Source organism: Gemmobacter serpentinus, from assembly GCF_008973825.1.
Lineage (GTDB): Bacteria > Pseudomonadota > Alphaproteobacteria > Rhodobacterales > Rhodobacteraceae > Gemmobacter > Gemmobacter serpentinus.
This window is the reverse complement of the sequence record NZ_WCHR01000010.1, coordinates 1-25629: the sequence shown is the minus strand read 5'-3', so window position 1 is coordinate 25629 and position 25629 is coordinate 1. Positions and strand designations below refer to the sequence as shown.

The following is a 25629-nucleotide window of genomic DNA, read 5'->3' as shown; positions in this document are numbered from 1 at the left end:
ACCTGGCGTTAGCGGCTTTCCCTTTGCGCCGGCCAAAGGCCTGGAACCAGATCGGACTTCAGCCATAGGCAGTTTCAGATCAACCTTCGGCCGGGTGCCCTTATCAGATCAGGCCTTCGGCCGCGTGCACTTATCGGATTAGGCCTTCGGCTTGGTGCCACTATCAGATCAGGCGTTCGGCCTGGTGCCTGTGTCAGATCAGGCCTTCGGCCTTCAGGGCCGCCTGCACCGCCGGGCGTTGCCCCACCCGCTCGCGCAGCGCAAGAATATTGGGATAGCGCGACAGGTCATGCCCGATCAGCCGCGACCAATTGGTGATGGTGAAGAAATAGCCATCGGCAATCGAATAATCCGCACCGCCAAGGAAGGCACGGCCATCCGACAGCCGGTCCTCGATCACCTGCAGCCGCTTATCCAGCAGCGCCAGTTGCGCGGCCTTGGCCTCATCCTTCATCGGGTGGAACATCGGCGCGGCAACCTTATGCACCTCGGTCGCGATGAAATTCAGCATCTCTTGCAAGCGCGCTCGTGCCAGGGTGCCCGTGGCGGGTAGAACGCCCGGCGTCAGGCTGTCTGTCACATACTGCATGATGGCCACACATTCCGTCAGCACCGCGCCGTCATCCAGCTCCAGCACCGGCACCGCACCGCGCGGCGAGACGGTCAGGAAATTCGCGCCCTCCGCCATCGTCTTGGCGCGCAGATCCACCTTGACCAGTTCAAACGGCGCGCCGGTTTCACGCAGCGCGATATGCGAGGCCAGCGAACAGGCACCGGGCGTGTAGTATAGTTTCATGGGTCTCTCCTCCAGGCGGGTCCGCCGGTGCGCCATGAAAAGCCCGAAACCCGGGCAAGGTCCAGCCCCTGCCCGCATCACTGGCGGCTCGATGTCGACTCAGGGCCGTCATCAAGCGCACAAGAGACGCGACACACCACATGAATTTCATGATATTTCTATTTTTGCACCAGAAACGAAATAAAGATGTGAATTTAACACCACAAACGACACATTACCTGTCGATTTGGCATTGACGCTCCGGTTTCAGCCCCATAAGGTCCGGCTCATCGAAACGCTCAAGGGAGGGGAAGGCGATGATCGCGCTTCTCGTCATCGTAGGGGAAAGGCGCATGGGCCGGTAACGGCAAACCATAATGGTTCCCCATGCGCCCCCGCGGAAAACCTCCCGGGGGCTTTTTCGTATCCAGCCAGCCGCGCGTGGCGGCCCAGAGGAAGAGAACATGACCAAGGCGAATGCGAGCACCATGTCGGGTGCGAAGATGATCGTGAAGGCGCTGAAGGATCAGGGGGTCGAGGTTGTCTTCGGCTATCCCGGCGGCGCGGTGCTTCCGATCTATGACGAGATCTTCCAGCAAAACGACATTCGCCACATTCTCGTCCGTCACGAACAAGGTGCCATCCATATGGCAGAGGGCTATGCCCGTTCCACCGGCAAGCCCGGTGTGGCGCTGGTGACATCTGGCCCGGGTGCGACCAATGCGGTGACGGGGTTGACCGATGCGCTGCTGGACAGCATCCCGCTGGTGGTGCTGTCGGGCCAGGTGCCGACCTTCATGATCGGCACGGACGGCTTCCAGGAGGCCGATACCGTGGGCATCACCCGCCCCTGCACCAAGATGAACTGGCTGGTGAAGGATACCGAACGGCTGGCCGAAACCATCCACACCGCTTTCCATGTCGCGACCTCGGGCCGTCCGGGTCCGGTGCTGATCGACATCCCGAAAGATGTGCAGTTTGCCACCGCCGATTATGTGGCAAGGGAAAAGGTCAAGCCCTCGCATTACCAGCCCAAGCTGAAGGGGGATCTGGACCAGATCACCCGGCTGGTGGAGCTGCTGGAAACCGCCGAACGCCCGCTGTTCTATACCGGTGGTGGCGTGATCAATTCCGGCCCGGCCGCAAGCCAGTTGCTGCGCGAACTGGTCGAGGCCACGGGCGTTCCGATCACCTCGACCCTGATGGGTCTGGGGGCCTATCCGGCATCGGGCAAGGCCTGGCTCGGCATGTTGGGGATGCACGGTCTCTATGAAGCCAATCTGGCCATGCATGGCTGCGACCTGATGATCAATATAGGCGCGCGCTTTGACGACCGGATCACCGGACGGCTGGCTGATTTCAGCCCGAATTCGGTGAAGGCGCATATCGATATCGACCCGTCCTCGATCAACAAGGTGGTGCGGGTGGAGGTGCCGATCATCGGCGATGTCGGCCATGTTCTGGAAGACATGCTGCGGATCTGGAAATCGCGTGGCCGCAAGGTGAACAAGGAAGGTCTGGCCAAATGGTGGGCGCAGATCAAGGAATGGCAGGCGGTGAACTGCCTCGACTACAAGCCTTCGACCAAGACCATCAAGCCGCAATACGCATTGCAGCGGCTTGAGGCTTTGACCAAGGGCATGGATCGATACATCACCACCGAAGTGGGCCAGCACCAGATGTGGGCGGCACAATTCCTGGGCTTTGAAGATCCGAACCGCTGGATGACCTCGGGTGGCCTCGGCACCATGGGCTATGGCCTGCCCGCTTCGATCGGCGTGCAGATCGCCCACCCGGAGGCCTTGGTCATCAACGTCGCCGGCGAGGCGTCCTGGCTGATGAACATGCAGGAAATGGGCACGGCGATGCAGTTTCGCGCCCCGGTCAAGCAGTTCATCCTGAACAACGAACGCCTCGGCATGGTGCGCCAGTGGCAAGAATTGCTGCATGGCGAACGCTATTCGCATTCCTGGTCGGAAAGCCTGCCCGATTTCGTGAAACTGGCCGAGGCCTTTGGCTGCAAGGGCATCAAATGCTCTGACCCCAAGGATCTGGATGACGCGATCATGGAAATGATCCGCTATGACGGCCCGGTGATCTTCGATTGCCTCGTTGAGAAGCATGAGAACTGCTTCCCGATGATCCCGTCGGGCAAGCCGCATAACGAGATGCTGCTGGGCGAGGCCGATACGCAAGGTGTCATCAAGGCTGGCGGCGCGGTGCTGGTGTGACCCGATATAGCGAGGCTGAATTCTTTATCGAAACAGCGCTTTTCCGGCGGACCGCCGGAGAAGCCAGGATCGACGGCATGTCGGAAGCCGAGCTTGAAGCACATGAGCGAAACCTCACTCCAGACGAACAGGATGACTATATTCAGGAGGGTGTTTTTGCCAAGGAGCTTGCCGCCTGGCTTGAGGCCGGGCTGCGACAGGCTGGCCTGAACCCCGACGATAACTATGCCGCAGACTTCGGGCGCGTGCTTCTTCTGCAGGCTCCGAGCGGCGGCAAGGTCATGGTCACATGCTGCAACTATGACGAAGCAGACGCGACAGAAGATGGCCTCAGTCATATTGTCGGGGTCAAGGCTCAACCCGGTTTCAAGGCACGGTTCTTTCACGATCCGGCCTTGCAGGCCTTTAACGACAAGATCGCCGCGGCCATTGGCCAGATGATCGACGCGACCCCAGAAATCAAGCGTGTCAGGGAAAACTGATGTCCGCACTCAATATCAAAAAAGGCTCGGTGAGCCATTCCGCCTATGAGCTTCGCGACCCCTATGCCGAAGTGATCGAAAGCCACACGCTGGCCGTCATCGTCGCCAATGAAAGCGGCGTGCTGGCACGGGTGATCGGGCTGTTTTCGGGCCGGGGCTACAATATCGACAGCCTGACCGTGGCCGAGGTCGATCACGAGGGGCACCGCTCGCGCATCACCATCGTGACGCGCGGCACGCCGCAGGTGATCGAACAGATCAAGGCGCAACTGGGTCGGCTGGTGCCGGTCCATGCCGTACATGACCTGACGGTGGAAGGCCCCAGCGTGCAGCGCGAACTGGCGCTGATCAAGGTGGCGGGCAAGGGCGATGCCCGGATCGAGGCGCTGCGCCTGTGCGAGATCTTCCGCGCCAAGGTGGTCGACAGCACGCTGGAAAGTTTCGTCTTCGAGATGACCGGCACGCCGGAAAAGATCGACGCCTTCGCCGAATTGCTGCGCCCGCTGGGGCTGAGCGAGATCGCCCGCACCGGCGTTGCTGCCCTGTCGCGCGGCGTCTGAGGCCTGATCAAGAACACAAAGGCCCCCGGTTCATACCGGGGGCCTTTGTTTTTGCTGGCAGATCAAAGTCGAGATGGTCATGCGCCCTTGAACCGGGGCGCGCGCTTTTCAAGAAAAGCCGCCACACCTTCACGGAAATCCTCGGTCTGGCCGGCAGCCCCTTGCAGCCTTGCCTCCAGCGCCAATTGCCTGGGCAGATCATTGGACAGTGATCCGCGCAGCGCCTGCTTCAACGCGGCGTAAGCGGCGGTTGGCCCCTGCGCCAGATGCGCCGCGCGTTCCGCCACCCTTGCGGCAAAGCCGTCATCGGCCACGCATTCATAGATCATGCCCCAGCTTTCGGCCTGCCTTGCGCTGACCTTGTCGGCGAAGAGACAGGCCCCCATCGCCCGCGCCGCCCCGATCTGGCGCGGCAACCACCAGGTGCCGCCGGCATCCGGGATCAGCCCGATCCGGGTGAAGGCCTGAATGAAACTCGCGCTTTCCGTGGCGATCACCACATCCGCCGCCAGCGCCAGATTGGCCCCCGCGCCCGCTGCCGCCCCATTCACCGCAGCAATGGTCGGCAGGCGGCAATCATAGATCGCATTCAGCAGCGGCACATATTCTTCATTCAGGATCGCCTCGAACGGCACATCGCGGCCAAGGCGTTGCGCATCGGCCAGATCCTGCCCCGAACAGAAAGCGCGCCCGGCGCCGGTGATCACGATCACCCGCGCCTCAAGCTCGGCCCGGGCAATCGCCGCGCGCATCTGCAACCGCAGTTCCGAAGACAGCGCGTTCATCACCTCCGGGCGATTGAGCGTGATCGTGGCAATATCGTTCTCGACCGTCAGCAGGACCGGATCCATGGCAAGCCTCCCTTTTGCGGGCAAGCCTAAGGGCCGGGCCGTCTGGGGCAACCGGAACGGCGCGTCACTCTTTCAAGATCTCGCGCAGCCGCGCCTCTTCCTCCGGGGTCAGCGCCTCGGGCGGGACGGCCTGCCTGCGCCCGCGCAGCCAGATCCAGGCCATGCCGCCACCCAGCACCAGCATCCCCGGTCCGGCAAGCCACAAGACCCAGTTCGCCCCGCTGGCGCGCGGCTTGAACAGCACATATTCGCCATAGCGATCGACCACGAAATCGATCACCTGATCGTCGCTGTCACCCGCAACCAGCCGCTCGCGCACCAGAATGCGCAGGTCACGGCTGATCACCGCATTGCTGTCATCGATATTCTCGCCCTGACAGACCGGGCAGCGCAGCAGCTTGGATATTTCGCGCGCCCGCGATTCCAGCGCCGGATCGGGCAGGATCTCGTCGGGCTGCACCGCAAAGGCGGGCGTTGCAAGGAAGGCCAGCAGGATCAGCAGCTTGCGCATCAGATCACTCCGCCGGAACGGCACGCGCATTGCGCGCGCCCGCCGCCACCCGATAGCGCCGGTCGGTCAGCGACAGCAGGCCCCCAAGCGCCATCAAGCCGCAGCCGATCCAGATCCAGTTGGCAAAGGGCTTCCAATAGCCGCGCACGGCATAACCGCCGCCGACCTGCGGATCGCCGATCACCAGATAGATGTCGCGGAACAGCCCGTAATCCAGCGCGGCCTCGGTGGTGGGCATCGCCTGCACCGGATAGACCCGTTTTTCGGGGAACAGCACCGATACCGGCTTGCCACCCTGCGTCACCGCCATCTCGGCCATGGTGGAGATGTAATTCGGCCCCTTCTCCTCATGCACATCGACCAGTTTCACCTGATAGCCGCTGAGGTCGAAACTTTCGCCGATCCGCACCACCTTGATGACCTCAGTTGCCCAGCCGGTCATCGCGGCCACGGCAAAGATGGTGACGCCAAGGCCTGCATGAGCGGTGGCCTTGCCCCAATCGGCGCGCGGCAGCCGCGTCAGGCGGCCAAAGCGCCCCGACAGATCGCCGCGCCCCGTCCGCGTCCACAGATCGACAAAGGCACCGCCCAGAACCCAGAGACCAAGCGCCGCCCCCACCGGCACAAGGGCCGAGCGGCCGGTCTGAATCGCAAAGACCAGGGCCCCCACAGCAAAGGCCAGCACCGCCACCGGCACCAGTTGCCGCAGCACGCGACCTGCCTGCGCCCGTTTCCAGGGCAGCATGGCCCCCACCGGCAGCAGCAGCGCCAGCGCCACCATGAAGGGCGTGAAGGCCGCATCAAAGAACGGGGCACCAACCGACAGGACCTGCGGCCGGGTGAACAGGCCAAGCGCATAGAACGGGTTCTGCATCGCGCCCCAATAGGGATCCTGCGAGGCGATCTCGACAAAGAGCGGCCAGACGGTTCCCACAAAGACCACAAAGCTGGAAACCGCGAGCAGCAGATTGTTCGTCACCAGCGCGCTTTCGCGGCTGACCATGGAGAACACGCCCTTCGCCTCCATCGCCGAGGCGCGCAGGCCGAACAAGAGCAGCGCGCCCCCCATGAAGACCCCAAGGATCATCAGGATGAAGATGCCGCGCTCAGGGTCCGAGGCAAAGGAATGCACCGAAGTGATGACGCCCGAGCGCACGATGAAAGTGCCGATCAGGCTGAAACCGAAGGCGAGGATCGCGAGCAGGATCGTCCAGGCCTTCAGGCTTTCGCGCTTTTCCACCACGATGGCGGAATGCAGCAGCGCCGCGCCGAACAGCCAGGGCATGAAGCTTGCATTCTCCACCGGATCCCAGAACCAGAACCCGCCCCAGCCCAGCTCGTAATAGGCCCACCAGGAGCCAAGCGCGATGCCGATGGTCAGGAAGATCCAGGCGGCCAGTGTCCAGGGCCGCACCCAGCGACCCCAGGCGGCATCAACCCGACCCTCCAGCAATGCTGCCACCGCAAAGCTGAAGGCCATGCTCATGCCGACATAGCCAAGATACAGAAACGGCGGATGGAAGGCGAGGCCCGGATCCTGCAAGAGCGGGTTCAGGTCCTCGCCATTCATCGGCGGCACCGACAACCGCAGGAAGGGGTTGGAGGTGAACAGCATGAAACTGAGGAACGCCACCCCGATCAGCGCCTGCACCCCCAGCACCCGCGCCCGGAGCGTCGGGGGCAGATTGGTGCCAAACAGCGCGGCACAGGCCCCGAACAGCGCCAGGATCAGCGACCAAAGCAGCAGCGAGCCCTCATGATTGCCCCAGACGCCGGAGATTTTATAGAGCATCGGCTTGTCGGTATGGCTGTTCATCACCACCAGCCGCAGCGAGAAATCCGAAGTGACAAAGGCCCATGTCAGGGCCCCGAAAGCCACGGCGATCAGCATCAACTGCACGACCGCTGCGGGCTCGGCTACCGCCATCCAGCCATTCCAGCGCCGCCAGGCCCCGATCAGCGGCAAGACCGCCTGCACCATGGCGACACCAAGCGCCAGCACCAGTGCGAAATGCCCCAATTCAACGATCATCCGCGTCTCCCTTGTCGCGGGCGATCATAGGCGAAAGGCGATCGCCCCGCCATGGGGCTGCGCGCGATCGTCGCAGGGCTGCGACAGGCGTCCGCAAGAAAGGGGGCATTCTGCCCCCTCGGGCCTGCGGCCCTCACCCCCGAGGATATTTTCGAACAGATGAATGAGGCCAATGTCACACATGCCCCTCACCTGTTTCCAAATATCCTCAGGGGGTGAATGGAGCGCAGCTCCAGAGGGGGCGCGAGCGCCCCCTAGCCCGGCCTGCGCCCGGCACGGCGGGTGGAGAGCAGCAGATTGGTCTCTGATGTCATCACCCCTTCGATATTGCGGATGCGGTGGATCACCTCATCGAGTTCCAGCAGGGTCTGCGTCGCCAGTTCCACGATCAGATCCCATTTGCCATTGGTAGAATGCACTGCCGTCACCGCGGGAAGCCCGCCCAGCCGGGCCATGATCTTTTCGCCGCCACGCCCCTCGATGCCGATCATCATCAATCCGCGCACCGGGGCCGAGGTCACATCCGAGCGCGTCACCACCGTATAGCCCGCGATCTCGCCGCGCTGCGCCAGCCGTTCCATGCGGGCGCGCACGGTGGCGCGGCTGAGGCCCAGCCGATCGGCCAGTTCAGACAGCGCCGCCCGCCCGTCCCGGCGCAATTCCGCGATCAGACGCAGATCCGCATCGTCCATAATGGCAGAATCCCCCTCCGTTTCGCGCAGTATATGCAACAGTTCGAACATGATTCTACTGGAAAGCATCCACATCCAGCGAGAGGCTGGCGACAACAGGAGATAAGCATGACCCAGACCATTCTGATCGGTGCACCCGTCGATTCCGGCCAACGCCGCCCCGGCTGCCTGATGGGTCCGGCGGCCTATCGCGTGGCGGGTCTTGCGCAGGCGATCCGTGACCTCGGCCATGGGGTGGAAGACCGCGGCGACCTGACGCTTGGCGATCTGCCGCAGGCGGATTGCCCCAATCCAGCGGTCGATCAGCTGCCCGAAACGCTGGGCTGGACAGCGGCACTGACCGAGGCCGTCGATGATGCCCTAAGTGCGGGCGGAATGCCGGTGGTATTGGGCGGCGACCATTCCCTTGCGCTTGGTTCGGTGGCGGGTGCCGCCCTTCATGCGCGGCGGATCGGGCGGCCGCTATTCCTGCTTTGGCTCGATGCCCATAGCGATTTCCACACGCCGATCAGCACCGCATCGGGCAATCTGCACGGCACGCCCGTGGCCTATATCGCCGGGCGCGAGGGGTTTGATGCCTTTCCGCCCTTTCCGACCCCGATCCCGGCGGAGCGGATCTGCCTTTACGGCATCCGCTCCGTCGATCCGGCGGAACATGCAGCCCTCCTCAAGCACGACATTGCGATCAACGACATGCGGGTGCTGGATGAACATGGCATCGTAGCCCCTCTGCGTGCTTTTCTGGAACAGGTGCAGGCGGCAGGCGGGATGCTGCATGTCAGCCTGGATGTCGATTTTCTCGACCCGTCGATCGCGCCGGCGGTCGGCACCACCGTGCCCGGCGGCACAACCTTCCGCGAGGCCCATCTTGTGATGGAGTTGCTGCATGAAAGCGGCCTTGTCACCTCGCTCGATCTGGTGGAGCTGAACCCGTTTCTCGACGAGCGCGGGCGCACCGCGAAACTGATGGTGGATCTGGTCGGCTCGCTCATGGGCCGCAAAGTGTTCGACCGTCCGACCCGCAGCTATATCTGAGGCCATGATGACCCTGCCCTCGCGCAATGCTTTGGTGCCATTTGTCAGCGTTGACAATATGATGCGCCTCGTCCTTCACATCGGCATCGAACAGGTGCTGCGCGATCTGGCGGCGGAGATCGAGGCTGATTTCCGCCGCTGGCCGCAATTCGACAAGACCCCGCGCGTGGCCAGCCATTCCGAGATTGGCGTGATTGAGTTGATGCCGACCTCGGATGGCGAAACCTACGGGTTCAAGTATGTGAACGGCCATCCGTCGAACATGAAGAAAGGCCTGCAAACCGTTACTGCCTTTGGGCTTTTGGCAGATGTTCAGACCGGGTATCCGCTGATGCTGAGCGAGATGACGATCCTCACCGCGCTGCGCACCGCCGCGAGTTCCGCCATGGCCGCCAAACATCTGGCCCAGCCCGGTGCCACCACCATGGCCCTGATCGGCAATGGCGCGCAGGCAGAGTTTCAGGCGCTGGCCTTCAAGGCCGTCTGCGGCATCACCGAGGTCCGGCTTTACGATATCGATCCGGCGGCCACCAGGAAATGCGCGCGAAACCTGACCGGGCTTGGTCTGAATATCTTGCAATGTCAGACACCTGAAGCCGCTATTGAAGGCGCGCAGATCATCACCACCTGCACCGCCGACAAGCAATATGCCACCATCCTGACCGACAACATGGTCGGCGCGGGCGTACACATCAACGCGGTCGGCGGTGATTGCCCCGGCAAGACCGAACTGCATCGCGACATCTTGCTGCGATCCTCGATCTTTGTCGAATATCCGCCCCAGACCCGGATCGAGGGCGAGATTCAGCAGCTTGATCCCGACCATCCGGTGACCGAGTTGTGGCAGGTTCTCACCGGCGCGGCCCAGGGGCGCAGCAATGCCCGCGAGATCACCTTGTTTGATAGCGTAGGCTTCGCGATCGAGGATTTCAGTGCGCTGCGCTATGTGCATTCGCGCCTGCGCGGCAGCGGTCTGTTTCAGGATCTGGACATGATCGCCGACCCCGATGATCCCCGCGATCTGTTTGGCATGATCCTGCGCGCGGCCTCTGCCTGATAATCTATCAAGATCAATATGTTCCGTGATATACCGTAGATCACCGTCCCAACCGCCCGCACGATGGGCGGTTGCACCCCATATCCGCGATGGTCTATACTGCTGACACCTAGATCTTGAGGGGCTGCCCCTCGCAGCAGAAAAGGCGGACCGGGGTGAGCGATCAGCCGGAAGATACTGATAACACTGAGGAAATGCCTCGCTCCAGCTATGATGGGCCGCAGGTCTCCATTGAGCAGGAGATGAAGACGGCCTATCTCGATTACGCGATGAGCGTGATCGTCAGCCGGGCGATCCCCGATCTCCGCGACGGATTGAAGCCGGTGCATCGCCGCATCCTTTATGCGATGAATGAAACCGGCAATACCCATGACAAATCCTATCGCAAATCGGCGCGTCCGGTTGGCGATGTGATGGGGAAATACCACCCCCATGGTGACATCGCGATCTATGACGCGCTGGTGCGGATGGCACAGCCTTTCAGCATGTCGCTGAAACTCCTTGATGGACAAGGGAATTTCGGTTCCATGGATGGCGATATGGCAGCAGCCATGCGCTATACCGAAGTGCGGATGGACAAGCCCGCCGCCTTCCTGCTGGCCGATATCGACAAGGACACTGTCGATTTTCAGGACAATTACGACGGCAAGGACCGGGAACCTACAGTTCTCCCGGCGCGCTTCCCGAATATGCTGGTCAATGGCGCGGGCGGTATCGCCGTCGGCATGGCGACCAATATTCCCCCGCACAACCTTGGCGAAGTGATCGACGGCTGCCTGGCCATGATCGAGAACCCCGACATCTCCAGCGAGCGCCTGATGGAGCTGATCCCGGGCCCGGATTTCCCCACCGGCGGCCAGATCCTCGGCCGTGGTGGCATCCGCAAAGCCTATCTCGAAGGGCGTGGCTCGGTCATCATGCGGGCGAAAACCCGTGTGGAGGAGATCCGCAAGGACCGCTGGGCCATCGTGGTCGATGAAATCCCCTATCAGGTCAACAAGGCCTCGATGATCGAAAAGATCGCCGAGCTTGTGCGCGAAAAGCGCGTCGAGGGCATCGCCAATATCGCCGATGAATCCGATCGGATCGGCGTGCGCGTGGTGGTGGAGCTGAAACGCGACGCAACGCCGGATGTGGTGCTGAACCAACTGTTCCGCTTCTCGCCGCTGCAAACATCGTTCGGCTGCAACATGCTGGCGCTGAACGGCGGACGGCCCGAGACGCTGATCCTGCGCGATTTCATCAGCCATTTCATAACCTTCCGCGAGGAAGTTGTGGCACGCCGCACCGCCTATGAGCTGCGGAAAGCCCGCGAGCGCAGCCATATCCTCTGTGGTCTTGCGGTCGCGGTGTCCAATGTCGATGAGATCGTGGCGACCATCCGCTCCTCCGCCGATCCGGCAGAGGCGCGCGAGCGCCTGATGACCCGGCGCTGGCCTGCCCATGACATCGTCGCCTATATCAAGCTGATCGACGACCCGTCGCATACGGTTAATGACGATGGCACCTATAACCTGTCGGAAATTCAGGCCCGCGCGATCCTTGATCTGCGGCTGCAACGCCTGACTGCGATGGGCGTCAAGGAAATTACCGACGAGCTTGAAGAACTTGCTGCAAAGATCAAGGATTACTTGGAAATCCTGTCTTCGCGTGAACGGATCATGTCGATCATCTCTTCCGAACTGGCCGAGGTGAAGGCTTTGTTTGCCATCCCGCGCCGGACCGAGATCATCGACTGGGCCGGTGACATGGACGACGAGGATCTGATCGAGCGCGAGGATATGGTCGTAACCATCACCTCCGGCGGTTACATCAAGCGCACGCCGCTGGCGGAGTTCCGTTCGCAGAACCGTGGTGGCAAGGGCCTGGCTTCGATGGCCACCAAGGAAGACGATGTGGTGACCACGCTCTTCGTGGCCAACACCCATACCCATCTGCTGTTTTTCACAACAGATGGAATGGTTTACAAGCTGAAGTGCTGGCGCCTGCCCTTGGCTGGCCGCACCGCGCGCGGCAAGGCCATCGTCAATATTCTGCCGATCGAGACCGGGATCTCCATCGCTGCGCTGATGCCGGTCGATGTGCCCGAGCTTGAATGGGACAGCCTGCAGATCGTCTTCGCGACCTCGGATGGCGATGTGCGCCAGAACGACCTCAGCGATTTCACCAATGTGATGCGCAACGGCAAGATCGCGATGAAACTGCCCGAGGGCGTCAGCCTGGTGAATGCAGCCATCGCGGACGAGAATGACGATGTGATGCTGGTGACCTCCTCCGGCCGGGCCATCCGCTTCTCGACCACCGAGATCCGGGTGTTCAAATCGCGCGGCTCCACCGGCGTGCGCGGCATCCGGTTGGGTGATGGCGACAAGGTCGTGTCGATGTCGATCATCCGCCACTTCGAGGCCGACCCGGCAGAGCGCGCCGCTTATCTCAAGCAACGCAGGCTGATGGCGGGCGTTGTTGAGGAAGAGGTTGAAGTTGAGGAAGAGGATGCGGTGGCCGAGGGGCAGCTGTCGCCCGAACGCTATGCCGAAATGTCGGCGGCCGAGGATCTGATCCTGACGGTCACGTCAAAAGGTCTCGGCAAGCTCACATCCAGCCACGATTATCCGGTGCGCGGGCGTGGCGGCATGGGGGTCACCGCCTTCGAGAAATCGATGCGTGGCGGGCCGCTTGTCGCCTCCTTCCCGGTGGATCTGGCCGATCAGATCATGCTGGCAACCTCGACCGGGCAATCGATCCGGGTGCCGGTCGATCAGGTCAGCTTCCGCTCGCGCTCGGCGGGTGGGGTCAAGGTGTTCAACACCGGCGGCGATGAAGAGGTCGTCTCGGTCGCGCGCGTCGCCGATCAGGGCGACGAGGGCGAAGGCGCGGCACCCGATAGCGCGCCGCCCGCACCTGCGGCGGAAAGCTGACATCGAGTCAGAACATCACCAAGGCCGGGGCAGATCGCCCCGGCCTTTGTATTTCCGGGGATTGTCATTGGCTGGAATGGTTTGGCCTTAACGCTTTCGTAGGACGAGTCGGCTTTGATGACAGGGAAAGGAGGGTCCGATGAACCTCTATCACTGTCTGATCGAATTGCGGTCAGAGGCGCGGGCGCTGGCCTTTGCCTCGGCTGTTGAGGCCTGGATGGACTATCTGGCGACGCAGGGGCTGATCGGCCAATGGCGTCTGATGCGGCGCAAATTTGGCCTCGCCTCTGGTGCGCATCGCGATTTCCTGCTGGAGATTGAATTGCCGGACTTGGCGACGCTGGATACGGCCTTCACCACATTGGCCGCGGCCGATGACCAGGCGCAGCGACGATACGATCTGATGCATCAGATGATCGCCGATGTGCAGGTCGGGCTTTATCGACCCTATCCTGATCCGGCGCAGCGGGAACGCATCGCCTTGATCTGAGACGCGCATGGGTCTATCCCACAGCCCATGCGCGAGACACTTCATATCATCGGCGGCGGAATGGCCGGATCAGAGGCAGCATGGCAGGCGGCAGAGGCCGGCGTGCCCGTGGTGCTGCACGAAATGCGGCCCACCGTGGGCACCTTTGCCCATCGCACCGGCAGCCTGGCGGAGATGGTCTGTTCCAACTCCTTCCGGTCCGACGATGACGAGCGGAACGCGGTCGGTCTGCTGCATTGGGAAATGGGCGCGGCCAATGGGTTGATCATGGCGACGGCGCGGGCGCATCGCCTGCCCGCTGGTGGCGCGCTGGCGGTGGATCGCGATCCCTTTGCCGAAGCGGTGACCGCAAAGATCAAGGCGCATCCGCTGATTTCGGTTGAATATGGCGAAATCACCGAACTGCCGAAAGACGGGCATTGGATCATCGCGACCGGCCCGCTGACCTCTGGCGCGCTGGCCGAAAGCATCCGGGCCGAGACCGGGGCAGAAAGCCTAGCCTTCTTCGACGCCATCGCCCCGATCGTCTATGCTGATAGCATCGACATGTCGGTGGCCTGGCTGCAAAGCCGCTATGACAAGGGCGAGACCGAGGAAGAGCGCACCGCCTATATCAACTGCCCGATGGACAAGCCGCAATATGAGGCCTTCATCGATGCGCTGCTGGCGGCCGAAAAGACCGAATTCCATGAGGGCGAAACCGCCGGCTATTTCGACGGCTGCCTGCCGATCGAGGTGATGGCGGAACGCGGGCGCGAAACCCTGCGCCATGGGCCGATGAAGCCCGTCGGGCTGACCAATAGCCACAAGCCGCAGGAAAAGGCCTATGCGGTTGTGCAGCTGCGCCGCGACAATCAATTGGGCACACTCTACAATATCGTGGGCTTTCAGACCAAGATGAAATACGGCGCGCAAACCGCTGTTTTCAAGATGATTCCGGGGCTTCAGGATGCGAGCTTTGCCCGCCTTGGCGGCATTCACCGCAACACTTTCATCAACTCGCCACGCCTGCTGGATGATCAGATGCGGCTGAAATCGCGGCCCAATATCCGCTTCGCCGGTCAGATCACCGGCGTTGAAGGCTATGTCGAAAGCGCCGCCATGGGTCTGCTGGCGGGCCGGATGGCCGCCGCCGAGATCAAGGGGGAGATCCTGCCGCCGCCGCCGGCCGACACGGCCATGGGGGCCCTGATCACCCATATCACCGGCGGGGCCGAGGCCAAGACCTTCCAGCCGATGAATGTGAATTTCGGGCTGTTCCCGCCGATTGATGCCAAAGGCGGACGGCGCGGCCGCAAGGATCGCTACAAGGCCTATACCGACCGTGCGAAACAGGCCTTTACGGAATGGCTTTCGTAACGCGTTTCGCACCATCGCCGACCGGGCCGCTGCATCTGGGGCACGCCTATTCCGCCATTCTTGCGCATGACCGCGCGCGCGCCGCGGGCGGGACGTTTCTGCTGCGGATGGAAAACACAGATCTGGAGCGGTGCCGCCCGGAATATGCAGCCGCGATCTGCGAGGATCTGCGCTGGCTCGGCCTGACATGGGATGGGCCGGTGCAAGAGCAGGCCCCGAAAATCGCCAGCTACAATCACCGGCTGGAGGCCTTGGCCGAACGCGGTCTGCTCTATCCCTGTTCCTGCACGCGCGCCGATATCCGCGCCGCGCTGTCTGCCCCGCAGGAGGGCGTCGCGCATCAGGTCTATCCCGGCACATGTCGCGGCCGTCCGATGAAAAGCCGTCTGCCGGGCGATGCGCTGCGCCTGGATCTGGGCCTCGCCCTGGCACGGCTTGCCCCGGCCTTGCCCGCATTTGAGGAAACCGGCCCGCATTTCGCAGGCCACCATCCCATCCAGCCCGCACAGGCCCTGACCGAGATCGGCGATGTGGTGCTGTCGCGCAAGGGCGAGGATATCGTCGCCTATTTTCTGGCCTCGGCTTTTGACGATGCCGATCAGGGCATCACCCATGTGATCCGGGGCGAGGATCTGTTTACCTTCACGCCCATTCAGGTCATCCTGCAACGTCTGCTGGGCCTGCCAACGCCGATCTATCACCATCACCCTCTGATCCGCGACGATCAGGGCAAGCGGCTGGCCAAGCGCGACGATGCGCGCGCCCTGGCAAAATTTCGTGCCGAAGGTGCCAGTCCCGAAGATATTCGTCACATGATCGGATTATGAGCGACGGAAACCCCGCACGGCGTCGTTCACGCTCGTGCAACTGCGGTTGCCGCCACGCGTCATGCCCCCTAGGTTTCGGGGAATGGGTGCCGGGGCGGCACCGCCGCATCAGGATGACCGCATGACGCTTTCCCCTCTGGCCCCATCTTCCCCGGCATCTCATGGCCTGGCCGGGTGCCTGCTGCTGATGACCGCCCTGCTGGCCCCCTTGGCCGCCCATGCCCAGGGGGCCCCCGCGGGAGGTGGGGCCAAGGGGCCGACCAAGGTGGGCGTGATGGAGATGCAGCGCACGGATGTAAAGCGCCGCTCCATCCTGCCCGGGCGTGCCGTCGCCTATCAGGAGGCCAATATCCGCCCGCGGGTCACTGGTCTCGTGACCGAGATCCTCTATACCCCCGGCCAGCCGATCGAGGCGGGCGCGCCGATGTTCCGGCTGGATCGCGCCAGCTATGAGGCCGCGCTGGACAGTGCCCGCGCGACGGTCGCCCGGTCCGAGGCTGCGTTGACGCTGGCCGAGGCTGCGGCCAACCGTGCCCGGGCCCTGGAGGGGTCGGGCAGCACCCGTGTCACGGTGGAAAGCGCCGAGGCAGAGGCCGCGCAGGCCCGCGCCACGCTGCGCGGCGCCGAGGCAGATCTGCGTCTGGCCGAACAGCAACTGGCCTGGACCGAGATCAACAGCCCGATCCCCGGCATTCCCGGCTTTCCGGCGGTTTCGGTCGGTGATCTGGTCACCAATGGGCAAAGTGACGGCATGGCGACGGTGACCACACTGGACCCGATTTATGTCGATCTCTACGAGCCCGCCGCCCGGCTGCTGTCGATCCGCGAACAGGTGGAGAGCGGGGCTCTGATGCCGCAGGAGCGTCTGGAGGTCACGCTGACGCTGGAAAATGGCCAGACCTATACCGGCAGCGGCACCCTGGCCGCGCCCTCGGTCAGCGTCTCCACCACCACCGGCACGCAGGATATGCGCTTCCGCTTCGACAACCCCGACAGCCGCATCCTGCCCGGCATGTTCCTGCGCGGCGATGTCGTGCTGGGTCGGATGGAGGCGATCCGCGTGCCGCAACGCGCAGCGACCATCGGGCCGAACGGGATATTGTCGCTGTTCATCGCGACCGAGGGCAAGGCCCGCAAGATCGAGGTCATGCCCGCCGGCAGCGACGGCAATGAATGGCTGATCACCGAAGGGCTTGCCCCCGGATCGCTGCTGATCGTCGATGGTCTGACCAATCTCCGCGATGGCGCGGAGGTTGAGACCGTGCCCGTCAGCATCGATGCGGCAGGCGTGGTGCAGGATCTGGCCAAAGCGCCCGACAGCACCGGCGCATCCGGCGGCGCATCCGCGGCCACGGGCACATCCTCAGCCACGGGCGCGTCCTCCGCCACAGGCAAGGGCACGGCCACGGGCGCGGGCACGGGGAACTGATCCATGGCAGAATTTTTCATTCATCGCCCGGTCTTCGCCTGGGTGCTGGCGCTGATTACCATGCTGGCGGGCGGCTGGGGGCTGACCACCCTGCCGATCTCGCAATATCCTGATATCGCGCCGACCACGATCCGCATCCAGACCAGCTATCCCGGGGCTTCCGCCGAGACGACGGAAAACTCGGTCACCACCGTGATCGAGGATGGTCTGACCGGGTTGGACGGGCTGCTTTACATGACCTCGTCCTCGTCCGCGACGGGGCGGGCCTCGGTCAGTCTGGTCTTCGATGAAAGCGTTGTGCCGGACATGGCGCAGGTGCAGGTGCAAAACAAGCTGCAGCTGATCGAATCCGGCCTGCCCGAAACCGTGCAGCAGCGCGGGATCAGCGTCACGCGGTCGACCTCGTCGATCCTGATGGTGGCGGCGCTGGTGTCGCAGGATGGCAGCTATACCTCGTTGCAGCTTGGCGATCTGATGGGCCGCATCGTGGAGGGGCCGATCCTGCGCACCCCCGGCGTGGGCTCGATCAATGCCTTTGGCTCTGGCTATGCGATGCGGATCTGGCTCGATCCGCTGAAAATGGCGCAATATCAGGTGACGACTGCCGATATCACCAGCGCCGTTTCGGAACAAAACAGCACGGTGACGGTGGGCAGCCTTGGCGCGCAGCCGGTGGTGCCGGGGCAGCAGCTTTCGGTGGCGCTTTCGGCGCAGGCCCAGCTGTCTTCGGTCGAGGAGTTCGAAAAGATCATCCTGCGCACCGCCGAGGATGGATCGACGGTGTTTCTGGGCGATGTCGCGCAGGTCGAGATCGGGCAGGAAAGCTATGGTTCGGCCTCGCGCTATAACGGGGTGCCTGCGGCGGGCTTTGGCATCAATCTTGCCATCGGGGCAAATGCAGTGGAGACGGCAGATGCCGTGCGTGCCACGCTGGACCGGGTAAGCGCCGTCCTGCCCGAAGGGGTGACGGTCGAATACCCCTTTGACACCTCACCCTTCGTCGAAGCCTCGATCAACCGGGTTTATGCCACGCTGGCCGAAGCCGTGGTTCTGGTCTTTCTTGTCATCCTTGTCTTCCTGCAAAGCTGGCGCGCGACCATCATCCCGACCATTGCGGTCCCGGTGGTGCTGTTGGGCACTTTTGGCATCCTTGCGGTGGCGGGTCTGACCATCAACACGCTGACGATGTTTGCACTGGTGCTGGCCATTGGCCTGCTGGTCGATGATGCGATCGTGGTGGTCGAGAACGTCGAAAGGGTGATGGAGGAAGAGGGGCTGGATGCCCGCGCCGCCACCTCCAAATCCATGGGGCAGATCACGCCTGCACTGGTGGGCATCGCGCTGGTCCTGTCGGCGGTCTTCCTGCCCATGGCCTTCATGTCGGGATCGACCGGGGTGATCTACCGCCAATTCAGCGTCACCATCATCTCGGCCATGATGCTGTCGCTGGCGGTCGCGCTGATCCTGACGCCCGCGATGTGCGCGAGCCTTCTGAAGCCGCGCAAGCATGGCGGCGGCATCGCGCCGGTGCGCTGGTTCAACCGCGGCCTCGACAAGACGACCGAGGGCTATGCCGCCAGCGCAGGCTGGACCGCGCGTCGCCCGATCCGTATGGCGATCCTGTTGATCGGTGTGGGTGGCGCCGCCTTCTGGACCTATCAGCACCTGCCCTCATCCTTCCTGCCGCAAGAGGATCAGGGCGTCTTGATGGCGCAGATCCGCCTGTCGGAAGGATCGACCACCGCGCAAACCGAATCCGTGCTGCAAGAGGTGGAACATTGGCTGCTGGAGGAGCGCGGCGATGTGGTGCAAAGCGCCTATGGTGCGCTTGGCTTTTCCTTCGGGGGCGGCGGGCAGAACACCGCCATGCTGTTTGTGCGGTTGCGACCCTATGCCGATCGCCCTGACGTGACGGCCGCACAATTTGCGCAGGAGGCCTCTGCCCGGTTCAGCAACCACCGTGCGGGACGGATCGTCTTCAACCAGCCGCCCGCCATTCAGGGCCTTGGCAATTCGGCCGGGTTCAGCTTCTACCTGCTGGATCAGGCGGGCCATGGGCCTGCGGCGCTGCAACAAGCGGCGGTGGATCTGGTGGCGGCCGCCGAGGCCAATGCGATGACCGGATCCTTCCGCGGGCATGAGACGACCTTCCGCCCCTCGCTGCGGCTGGACATCGACCAGCAAAAGGCCCGCGCCATGGGCCTGACGCTGTCCGAGGTGAATGCGATGCTGTCGGTCATCTTTTCGGGGCGCGAGGTCAATGACTTTGCCCTTGGCACCGAGCTGAAGCCGGTGATCGTGCAAGGTCTGGCCGAATGGCGGATGCAGCCCGACCAGATCGATGGCTGGTTTGCCCGCAACAAATCCGGCGAGATGGTGCCCTTTGGTGCCTTCATCACCCAGGTCTGGGACGAGGCCTCGCCCTCGCTCGATCGCTATGCCGGATCGCGGGCGCTGGAGATTTCCGGCTCACCGCTGGCGGGTGTGTCGACCGGCGCCGCCATGGACGAGATGGAGGCGCAGGTGGCGGCCCTTGAGGGCGGCTATGGCGTGGCCTGGACCGGGATCTCCTATCAGGAGCGCCTGTCGGGCAATCAGGCCCCGATGCTGTTTGCGCTGTCGGCGCTGGTGGTGTTCCTGTGCCTTGCCGCCCTTTACGAGAGCTGGTCGGTGCCCTTTGCGGTCATGCTGTCGGTGCCGGTCGGCATCCTTGGCGCGATGCTGGCCGCGATGACCTTTGGCCAGTCGAATGACGTCTATTTCAAGGTGGGGTTGCTGACGACCATCGGCCTTGCGGCACGGAACGCGATCCTGATCGTGGAGTTTGCGCAAAGCCTTGTGTCCGAGGGCAAATCGCTGATCGATGCCGCCGTGATTGCGGCGCGCCAGCGTCTGCGCCCGATCCTGATGACCTCGTTTGCCTTCCTGCTCGGCGTGTTGCCGCTGGCCACCGCCACCGGCGCGGGTGCCGCCGCACAACGCGCCATCGGCATCGGGGTGTCTGGCGGAATGATCGCCTCGGTCCTGATCGGCATCTTCATGGTGCCCGCCTTCTTTGTCGGCGTCCGGCGGCTGTTCGGGCGCGGCTGACAGGCAGGCACACCGCAAAGCAAAGGCCGGGCACCCTGCCCGGCCTTTGTCATGTCTGCGATCCCGATCAGTTCGGCGGCCCGATCAACCTGACGGCCCGGTCAGCTTGGCTGATAGTTCAGGATCGGTGCCAGCCAGCGTTCGGCCTCGGCCAGATCCATGCCCTTGCGCGCGGCATAATCCGCCGCCTGATCGCGTTCGATCTTGGCCACCCCGAAATAATAGCTGTCCGGGTGCCCGATATAGAGGCCCGAGACCGACGAGCCCGGCCACATCGCCATGCTTTCGGTCAGGGTGACGCCGGTTGCGGCCTCGGCATCCAGCAGGCGGAACAGGGTCAGCTTTTCGGTATGGTCAGGCTGGGCCGGATAGCCCGGTGCCGGGCGGATGCCGCGATAGGGTTCGGCAATCAGATCGGCGGGGGCAAAGGCCTCATCCGCGCCGTAACCCCAATGTTCCTTGCGGACACGCTCATGCAGCATCTCGGCCATGGCCTCGGCATAGCGGTCAGCCAGGGCTTTGACGAGGATCGCACCGTAATCGTCATTGGCGCGTTCATAGCGCGCGGCGATCTCGTTTTCTTCCGGCCCTGCGGTCACCACAAAGCCGCCAACCCAATCGGGCTGGCCAATGGGGGCCACGAAATCCGACAAGGCGAGATTGGGCCGCCCGTCGCGCTTGGCGGTCTGCTGGCGCAGCGTGTGCAGCGTCGCCAGCGGTTGGGTGCGGCTTTCATCGGTGAAGACGCGGATATCATCACCCACCGCATTCGCGGGCCAGAAACCCACCACCGCGCGCGGACGGAACCAGTTTTCCGCGATGATCCGGGCCAGCATCTCTTGTGCATCGGCAAAAAGCTGGCGCGCGGCCTCGCCCTGTTTCTCATCCTCAAGGATGCGGGGATAGACGCCCTTCAGCTCCCATGTCTGGAAGAACGGGGTCCAGTCGATATAACGCGCGATCTCGGCCAGATCCCAGTCTTCGATGATCCGGGTGCCGGTAAAGCGCGGCTGAGTCGCCTGATAGGCCGACCAGTCGATCTTCATCGCATTGGCCCGCGCGGTCGCCAGCGGCAGACGCTGCTTCGCCGCCTCGGACCGTTCATGGCGTTCGGCCACTTCGGCATATTCGGCGCGGATCATGTCGAGATAGGCGGGCTTTTGGGTCGCGCTCAGCAATTGGCTGACGACGCCCACGGCGCGGCTGGCATCGGTCACATAGACCGCCTGCCCGCGATGATAGCGCGGCGAGATTTTCACCGCCGTATGCACCTTGGATGTGGTGGCCCCCCCGATCAGCAGCGGGATATCGAAACCCTCCCGCTCCATCTCGGCGGCCAGATGGACCATTTCGTCCAGCGACGGCGTGATCAGGCCCGACAGGCCGATCACATCGACCTGTTCCTGTTTCGCGATCTCCAGGATTTTTTGCGGCGGCACCATCACGCCTAGATCGATGATATCGTAATTGTTGCAGGCCAGCACGACGCCCACGATATTCTTGCCGATATCGTGCACATCGCCTTTCACCGTGGCCATCAACACCCGGCCCGCGCTTTGGCGCCCGTCGCCGCCGCCATTGGCGGCCTTTTCGGCCTCCATCCACGGCAGCAAGACGGCAACCGCCTGCTTCATGACACGCGCGGATTTCACCACCTGCGGCAGAAACATCTTGCCCGCGCCGAACAGGTCACCCACCACATTCATGCCCGCCATCAGCGGGCCTTCGATCACATGCAGCGGGCGTTCCGCCGCCAGCCGCGCCTCATCGGTATCGGCCTCGATAAATTCGGTGATACCGTTGACAAGCGCATGTTCCAGCCGCTTTTCAACCGACCAGTCGCGCCATGCCAGATCGCGGGCCTTTTCCTCGCGCGCGCCGCCACGATAGCGTTCGGCAACCTCCAGCATCCGCTCGGTCGCGTCATCGCGGCGGTTCAGCACCACGTCCTCGCAGGCCTCGCGCAGATCCGGTTCGATCTGGTCATAGACCGCAAGCTGGCCCGCATTCACGATCCCCATATCCATCCCCGCCTGAATGGCGTGATAGAGAAAGACCGCGTGCATCGCCTCGCGCACGGTCTCATTGCCGCGGAAGCTGAAGGACAGGTTCGACACCCCGCCCGAGACATGGGCATAAGGCAGGTTCTGGCGGATCCAGCGCGTGGCCTCGATGAAATCGACGCCGTAATTGTTATGCTCCTCGATCCCGGTGGCGACCGCAAAGATATTGGGATCAAAGATGATGTCTTCCGGCGGAAAGCTCATCTCGTCCACCAGGATACGGTAGGCGCGGGCGCAGATCTCGGTCTTGCGCTGGAAGGTATCGGCTTGGCCGGTCTCGTCAAAGGCCATGACGACGACCGCCGCCCCATAGGCCAGGCAAAGGCCCGCGTGATGGCGGAAGGCCTCTTCGCCTTCCTTCAGGCTGATGGAGTTCACCACCGCCTTGCCCTGCACGCATTTCAACCCGGCCTCGATCACCTCCCATTTGGAGCTGTCGATCATCACCGGCACGCGGGCGATATCGGGTTCTGACGCCACGAGGTTCAGAAACTCGACCATCGCGGCGCGGGAATCGATCAACCCCTCATCCATGTTGATATCGATGATCTGCGCGCCGTTTTCGACCTGATCGCGCGCCACGGCCAAGGCCGCCGCGTAATCGCGATTGGTGATCAGTTTGCGGAACTTGGCCGATCCGGTGACATTGGTGCGTTCGCCCACGTTCACGAAAGGGATATCGGGGGTCAGAACGAAGGGTTCCAGACCGGACAGACGCAGGTAACGGCTCATGCGCGAAGCTCCCCGTTGTGCATGGATCGCGGAGAGAAGGGTTTTACAGCCTCGGCAATGGCCTTGATGTGATCTGGCGTGGTGCCGCAGCAGCCGCCCACCACATTCACCAGCCCCTCGCGGGCGAAACCGGCCACCTGCACGGCAGTATCCTCCGGGCCTTCGTCATATTGGCCAAAGGCATTTGGCAGGCCCGCATTGGGATAGGCGCAGATCGCGGTCTCGGCCACGCCCGACAGCTCGGCCAGGTGCGGACGCATGGCGTTTGCCCCAAGGGCACAGTTCAGCCCGACAGTGAAAGGCCGCGCATGGGACACCGAATGCCAGAAGGCGGTGGGCGTCTGCCCGGTCAGCGTGCGCCCCGAGGCATCGGTGATGGTGCCCGAAATCATCAGCGGCAGGCGTTGGCCATGCGCCGCGAAAGCCTCGAAACAGGCAAAGATCGCGGCCTTGGCGTTCAGCGTGTCAAAGATCGTCTCGATCAGGATGATATCGGCACCGCCCGCGATCAGGCCCTTGACCTGTTCACCATAGGCAATGCGCAGATCGTCAAAGCTGACCGCGCGGTAACCGGGATCGTTGACATCCGGGCTGATCGAGGCCGTGCGATTGGTCGGCCCCACCGCCCCCGCCACGAAGCGCGGCCGCCCGTCGATCCGGGTTGCCTGATCCATTGCCCGTCGCGCCACCCGCGCGCCTTCGGCATTCAGATCAAACACCGCCGCCTCCAACCCGTAATCGGCCTGCGCAATGGTGGTGGCGGAAAAGGTGTTGGTCTCCACGATATCGGCCCCAGCCAAGGCATAGCGCAGATGGATCGCCTCGATCGCCTGCGGCTGCGTCAGGGTCAGCAGATCGTTATTGCCCTTTTGCGGATGGTCGGAAGGGTGGCGACAAGCGCAACCGCCCTGCCCCTGATAATCCTCTTCCGACAGACCAAGCTGCTGGATCTGCGTTCCCATCGCGCCGTCCAGGATCAGGATACGGTCCTGCGCAATACGTTCAAGGGCGTCATACGCCGCCGTTTTCGGAAGATGATAGAGAGTCATGGCCTGCCTCGATTTGAAGGCGGAGATTAGCCTGCGCCATAGCGTGAAGCAAATTCATAGTTGTCATGAAGATGATGAACCTGTCTCATGTTCACGCTGGCACCCCACGGCCCATTGCCCCTGTGACACCCTCACGATGCGGCCCTGCGATGGACCCGGCCGCAATCATGGTCTAGGACTGCAGTCCGGTCGTGATTTGAAGACCCGGGCCGGTCCTGGCGATTTGGATGTGGAGGTTGAACATGTCGCACGCGGAGAGCGCCAATCTGGCGGAACGCTGCCGGATGCTCGGCCTGCGCCTGACTGCGCCGCGCCGGGTGATCCTGCAGGTCTTGGCCGAGGCCGATGACCACCCCGATGTCGAGGAATTGCACCGCCGCGTCCGCATCCTGGAACCCGGGATCAATATCGCGACGGTCTATCGCACGATGAACATGCTGGCCGAACACGGGCTGATCGAGCGTCACAGCTTTTCCGATGGTCGCGCAAGGTATGAGGCCACGCCGGAATCGCATCATGACCATTTCATCAATATCGAAACCGGCGCGGTGATCGAGTTCCATTCCCCCGAGATCGAGCGCATCCAGCAGGAAATCGCCCGCAAGCACGGGTTCGAGATCGTGAGCCACCGGCTGGATATCTATGTGAAGCCGCGCAATTAGGGCCTCGCAGCGCGGATGCAAGACGCCCCTTCATCGGCGGGTCTTTGCAATCACGGGCCCGCCTTGCCTATCGACCCGCTGTCATCTGACGCAAGGCTGTCGTAGAACGGGCAAAACGATGCAGGTCAGATCATGCGAACACATTTTCCCGCCCTTTTCGCCCTCATGTTCATCACCGGCTGCGCAGCCAGTTCCGGCGCGGTGGTCCGGGGGGTCGGGTCTGACGATCTTCTGAAATTGCGCAAGGGCCCGGGTCTCGATCACGCCATCATCATCGGCCTGCCCGATGGAACCCGCCTCACCCGGCAAAAATGCGCGCCGACAAACGGAAAGGTCTGGTGCCGCGTTTCGCTGACCGACAAGCCCGGCGTCTCGGGCTATGTCGCAGCGGATTATCTCGCGCCACGCTGACGGCAAGGCCGCCAGTGCCTGCCCCGCGACCGCTGGGCCAGCCGTCGCGCCAGACCTGCCAGACGCCTCCCGCGCAATTGGCAGCCCCTTCCGATCGCCACGCGGCGGCTGGTCACCACAATGGCCTGAGACGGCATCGGCATTGTTGCAGAAGTCGTGGATTGGCCGGACGCTCGCCTTTCCCCGCTGTGTTCATGCCACGCGTTCGATCTCGGCAGTGCCGAGTGCATTGAAGCGGCTTTGTTGCAGAAGTCCCTAGGGATCAGGATTCACACGGGGAATCCATAGGGTTAATGGTCTGCGATGACGCGACCTAAGCCTACCCGCTATCGGACGACGAACTGGAAGAGTTACAACGATGCCCTGAAGCGGC

General features: G+C 63.0%; 20 protein-coding genes. 13 read left to right on the top strand and 7 right to left on the bottom strand.

The genetic code is table 11. The annotated features are described in order from the left end of the window. Positions 1-193: 193 nt before the first annotated feature. On the bottom strand, positions 194-796 hold the full coding sequence (gene gstA / locus GBJ34_RS06490) for a glutathione transferase GstA (RefSeq protein WP_151718462.1): 603 nt from the start codon (positions 794-796) through the stop codon (positions 194-196). Positions 797-1239: 443 nt separating this feature from the next. Between gstA and GBJ34_RS06485 the strand changes: the two genes are divergently transcribed. The 3 genes from GBJ34_RS06485 (at position 1240) to ilvN (ending at position 4048) form a co-directional block, all read left to right on the top strand. Beyond that, complete coding sequence (locus tag GBJ34_RS06485; protein WP_151718461.1) at positions 1240-3006, top strand: acetolactate synthase 3 large subunit; 1767 nt, start codon at positions 1240-1242, stop codon at positions 3004-3006. 77 nt (positions 3007-3083) lie between these two features. Then, entirely contained in the window at positions 3084-3488 is a 405-nt protein-coding gene (locus GBJ34_RS06480; protein ID WP_151718460.1) for a hypothetical protein, read from the top strand. Further along, positions 3488-4048: an acetolactate synthase small subunit gene (ilvN, locus tag GBJ34_RS06475; protein ID WP_151718459.1), complete on the top strand. Its 561-nt coding sequence runs from the start codon at positions 3488-3490 to the stop codon at positions 4046-4048. The genes GBJ34_RS06480 and ilvN overlap by 1 nt, the downstream gene beginning before the upstream one ends. A gap of 77 nt (positions 4049-4125) precedes the next feature. Here the strand turns inward: ilvN and GBJ34_RS06470 are convergent, their stop codons facing one another. The 4 genes from GBJ34_RS06470 to GBJ34_RS06455 all read right to left on the bottom strand — a co-directional run bounded on the left by GBJ34_RS06470 (position 4126) and on the right by GBJ34_RS06455 (position 8134). Then, positions 4126-4899 carry an enoyl-CoA hydratase-related protein gene (locus GBJ34_RS06470; protein WP_151718458.1) on the bottom strand — a complete coding sequence of 258 codons (774 nt, stop codon included), beginning with the start codon at positions 4897-4899 and terminating at the stop codon, positions 4126-4128. A 64-nt stretch (positions 4900-4963) separates the two neighbouring features. Next, positions 4964-5410, bottom strand: a complete 447-nt coding sequence (locus tag GBJ34_RS06465) for a cytochrome c-type biogenesis protein (RefSeq protein WP_151718457.1) — start codon at positions 5408-5410, stop codon at positions 4964-4966. A 4-nt stretch (positions 5411-5414) separates the two neighbouring features. Then, positions 5415-7442, bottom strand: coding sequence for a heme lyase CcmF/NrfE family subunit (locus GBJ34_RS06460; RefSeq protein WP_151718456.1), 2028 nt, complete (start codon positions 7440-7442; stop codon positions 5415-5417). A gap of 254 nt (positions 7443-7696) precedes the next feature. Continuing rightward, a complete protein-coding gene (locus tag GBJ34_RS06455) occupies positions 7697-8134 on the bottom strand; it encodes an Lrp/AsnC family transcriptional regulator (protein ID WP_151718455.1) in 438 nt (145 codons plus the stop codon). Positions 8135-8242: 108 nt separating this feature from the next. Between GBJ34_RS06455 and rocF the strand changes: the two genes are divergently transcribed. The 8 genes from rocF (at position 8243) to GBJ34_RS06415 (ending at position 20339) form a co-directional block, all read left to right on the top strand. Then, positions 8243-9169, top strand: a complete 927-nt coding sequence (gene rocF, locus GBJ34_RS06450; RefSeq protein WP_151718454.1) for an arginase — start codon at positions 8243-8245, stop codon at positions 9167-9169. A gap of 7 nt (positions 9170-9176) precedes the next feature. Beyond that, positions 9177-10226, top strand: coding sequence for an ornithine cyclodeaminase (locus GBJ34_RS06445; protein WP_192931127.1), 1050 nt, complete (start codon positions 9177-9179; stop codon positions 10224-10226). Between the two features lie 194 nt (positions 10227-10420). Continuing rightward, entirely contained in the window at positions 10421-13144 is a 2724-nt protein-coding gene (gyrA, locus tag GBJ34_RS06440; RefSeq protein WP_151718507.1) for a DNA gyrase subunit A, read from the top strand. 139 nt (positions 13145-13283) lie between these two features. After that, positions 13284-13634, top strand: coding sequence for a DUF6614 family protein (locus tag GBJ34_RS06435; RefSeq protein WP_151718452.1), 351 nt, complete (start codon positions 13284-13286; stop codon positions 13632-13634). A 27-nt stretch (positions 13635-13661) separates the two neighbouring features. Further along, entirely contained in the window at positions 13662-14993 is a 1332-nt protein-coding gene (gene trmFO / locus GBJ34_RS06430; RefSeq protein ID WP_151718451.1) for a methylenetetrahydrofolate--tRNA-(uracil(54)-C(5))-methyltransferase (FADH(2)-oxidizing) TrmFO, read from the top strand. Then, positions 14981-15820 carry a tRNA glutamyl-Q(34) synthetase GluQRS gene (gene gluQRS / locus GBJ34_RS06425; protein ID WP_151718450.1) on the top strand — a complete coding sequence of 280 codons (840 nt, stop codon included), beginning with the start codon at positions 14981-14983 and terminating at the stop codon, positions 15818-15820. The genes trmFO and gluQRS overlap by 13 nt, the downstream gene beginning before the upstream one ends. A gap of 121 nt (positions 15821-15941) precedes the next feature. Then, positions 15942-17249, top strand: a complete 1308-nt coding sequence (locus GBJ34_RS06420) for an efflux RND transporter periplasmic adaptor subunit (RefSeq protein WP_192931125.1) — start codon at positions 15942-15944, stop codon at positions 17247-17249. Positions 17250-17252: 3 nt separating this feature from the next. Further along, the gene (locus GBJ34_RS06415; protein ID WP_151718448.1) at positions 17253-20339 is read left to right on the top strand and encodes an efflux RND transporter permease subunit; all 3087 of its coding nucleotides are present in this window, start codon (positions 17253-17255) and stop codon (positions 20337-20339) included. A 101-nt stretch (positions 20340-20440) separates the two neighbouring features. Here the strand turns inward: GBJ34_RS06415 and metH are convergent, their stop codons facing one another. Both metH and GBJ34_RS06405 read right to left on the bottom strand, forming a co-directional pair. Further along, positions 20441-23134: a methionine synthase gene (gene metH, locus GBJ34_RS06410; protein ID WP_151718447.1), complete on the bottom strand. Its 2694-nt coding sequence runs from the start codon at positions 23132-23134 to the stop codon at positions 20441-20443. After that, on the bottom strand, positions 23131-24183 hold the full coding sequence (locus GBJ34_RS06405) for a homocysteine S-methyltransferase family protein (RefSeq protein ID WP_151718446.1): 1053 nt from the start codon (positions 24181-24183) through the stop codon (positions 23131-23133). The genes metH and GBJ34_RS06405 overlap by 4 nt, the downstream gene beginning before the upstream one ends. Positions 24184-24425: 242 nt before the next feature. Here GBJ34_RS06405 and GBJ34_RS06400 point away from each other — a divergent pair, with 242 nt between their 5' ends. Continuing rightward, the gene (locus GBJ34_RS06400) at positions 24426-24845 is read left to right on the top strand and encodes a Fur family transcriptional regulator (RefSeq protein ID WP_151718445.1); all 420 of its coding nucleotides are present in this window, start codon (positions 24426-24428) and stop codon (positions 24843-24845) included. Between the two features lie 132 nt (positions 24846-24977). After that, entirely contained in the window at positions 24978-25256 is a 279-nt protein-coding gene (locus GBJ34_RS06395) for an SH3 domain-containing protein (protein ID WP_151718444.1), read from the top strand. The last annotated feature ends 373 nt before the right edge of the window (positions 25257-25629 follow it).

What these genes read in the sequence shown, in the direction of transcription:
- trmFO (WP_151718451.1), top strand. Translation starts at nt 13,662, where the DNA reads ATGCGCGAGACACTTCATATCATCGGCGGCGGAATGGCCGGATCAGAG.
- ilvN (WP_151718459.1), top strand. Translation starts at nt 3,488, where the DNA reads ATGTCCGCACTCAATATCAAAAAAGGCTCGGTGAGCCATTCCGCCTAT.
- GBJ34_RS06480 (WP_151718460.1), top strand. Translation starts at nt 3,084, where the DNA reads ATGTCGGAAGCCGAGCTTGAAGCACATGAGCGAAACCTCACTCCAGAC.
- GBJ34_RS06465 (WP_151718457.1), bottom strand. Translation starts at nt 5,410, where the DNA reads ATGCGCAAGCTGCTGATCCTGCTGGCCTTCCTTGCAACGCCCGCCTTT.
- GBJ34_RS06445 (WP_192931127.1), top strand. Translation starts at nt 9,177, where the DNA reads ATGACCCTGCCCTCGCGCAATGCTTTGGTGCCATTTGTCAGCGTTGAC.
- GBJ34_RS06435 (WP_151718452.1), top strand. Translation starts at nt 13,284, where the DNA reads ATGAACCTCTATCACTGTCTGATCGAATTGCGGTCAGAGGCGCGGGCG.
- GBJ34_RS06415 (WP_151718448.1), top strand. Translation starts at nt 17,253, where the DNA reads ATGGCAGAATTTTTCATTCATCGCCCGGTCTTCGCCTGGGTGCTGGCG.
- gstA (WP_151718462.1), bottom strand. Translation starts at nt 796, where the DNA reads ATGAAACTATACTACACGCCCGGTGCCTGTTCGCTGGCCTCGCATATC.
- GBJ34_RS06420 (WP_192931125.1), top strand. Translation starts at nt 15,942, where the DNA reads ATGACGCTTTCCCCTCTGGCCCCATCTTCCCCGGCATCTCATGGCCTG.
- gluQRS (WP_151718450.1), top strand. Translation starts at nt 14,981, where the DNA reads ATGGCTTTCGTAACGCGTTTCGCACCATCGCCGACCGGGCCGCTGCAT.
- GBJ34_RS06485 (WP_151718461.1), top strand. Translation starts at nt 1,240, where the DNA reads ATGACCAAGGCGAATGCGAGCACCATGTCGGGTGCGAAGATGATCGTG.
- rocF (WP_151718454.1), top strand. Translation starts at nt 8,243, where the DNA reads ATGACCCAGACCATTCTGATCGGTGCACCCGTCGATTCCGGCCAACGC.
- GBJ34_RS06455 (WP_151718455.1), bottom strand. Translation starts at nt 8,134, where the DNA reads ATGGACGATGCGGATCTGCGTCTGATCGCGGAATTGCGCCGGGACGGG.
- GBJ34_RS06460 (WP_151718456.1), bottom strand. Translation starts at nt 7,442, where the DNA reads ATGATCGTTGAATTGGGGCATTTCGCACTGGTGCTGGCGCTTGGTGTC.
- GBJ34_RS06470 (WP_151718458.1), bottom strand. Translation starts at nt 4,899, where the DNA reads ATGGATCCGGTCCTGCTGACGGTCGAGAACGATATTGCCACGATCACG.
- metH (WP_151718447.1), bottom strand. Translation starts at nt 23,134, where the DNA reads ATGAGCCGTTACCTGCGTCTGTCCGGTCTGGAACCCTTCGTTCTGACC.
- GBJ34_RS06400 (WP_151718445.1), top strand. Translation starts at nt 24,426, where the DNA reads ATGTCGCACGCGGAGAGCGCCAATCTGGCGGAACGCTGCCGGATGCTC.
- GBJ34_RS06395 (WP_151718444.1), top strand. Translation starts at nt 24,978, where the DNA reads ATGCGAACACATTTTCCCGCCCTTTTCGCCCTCATGTTCATCACCGGC.
- gyrA (WP_151718507.1), top strand. Translation starts at nt 10,421, where the DNA reads ATGCCTCGCTCCAGCTATGATGGGCCGCAGGTCTCCATTGAGCAGGAG.
- GBJ34_RS06405 (WP_151718446.1), bottom strand. Translation starts at nt 24,183, where the DNA reads ATGACTCTCTATCATCTTCCGAAAACGGCGGCGTATGACGCCCTTGAA.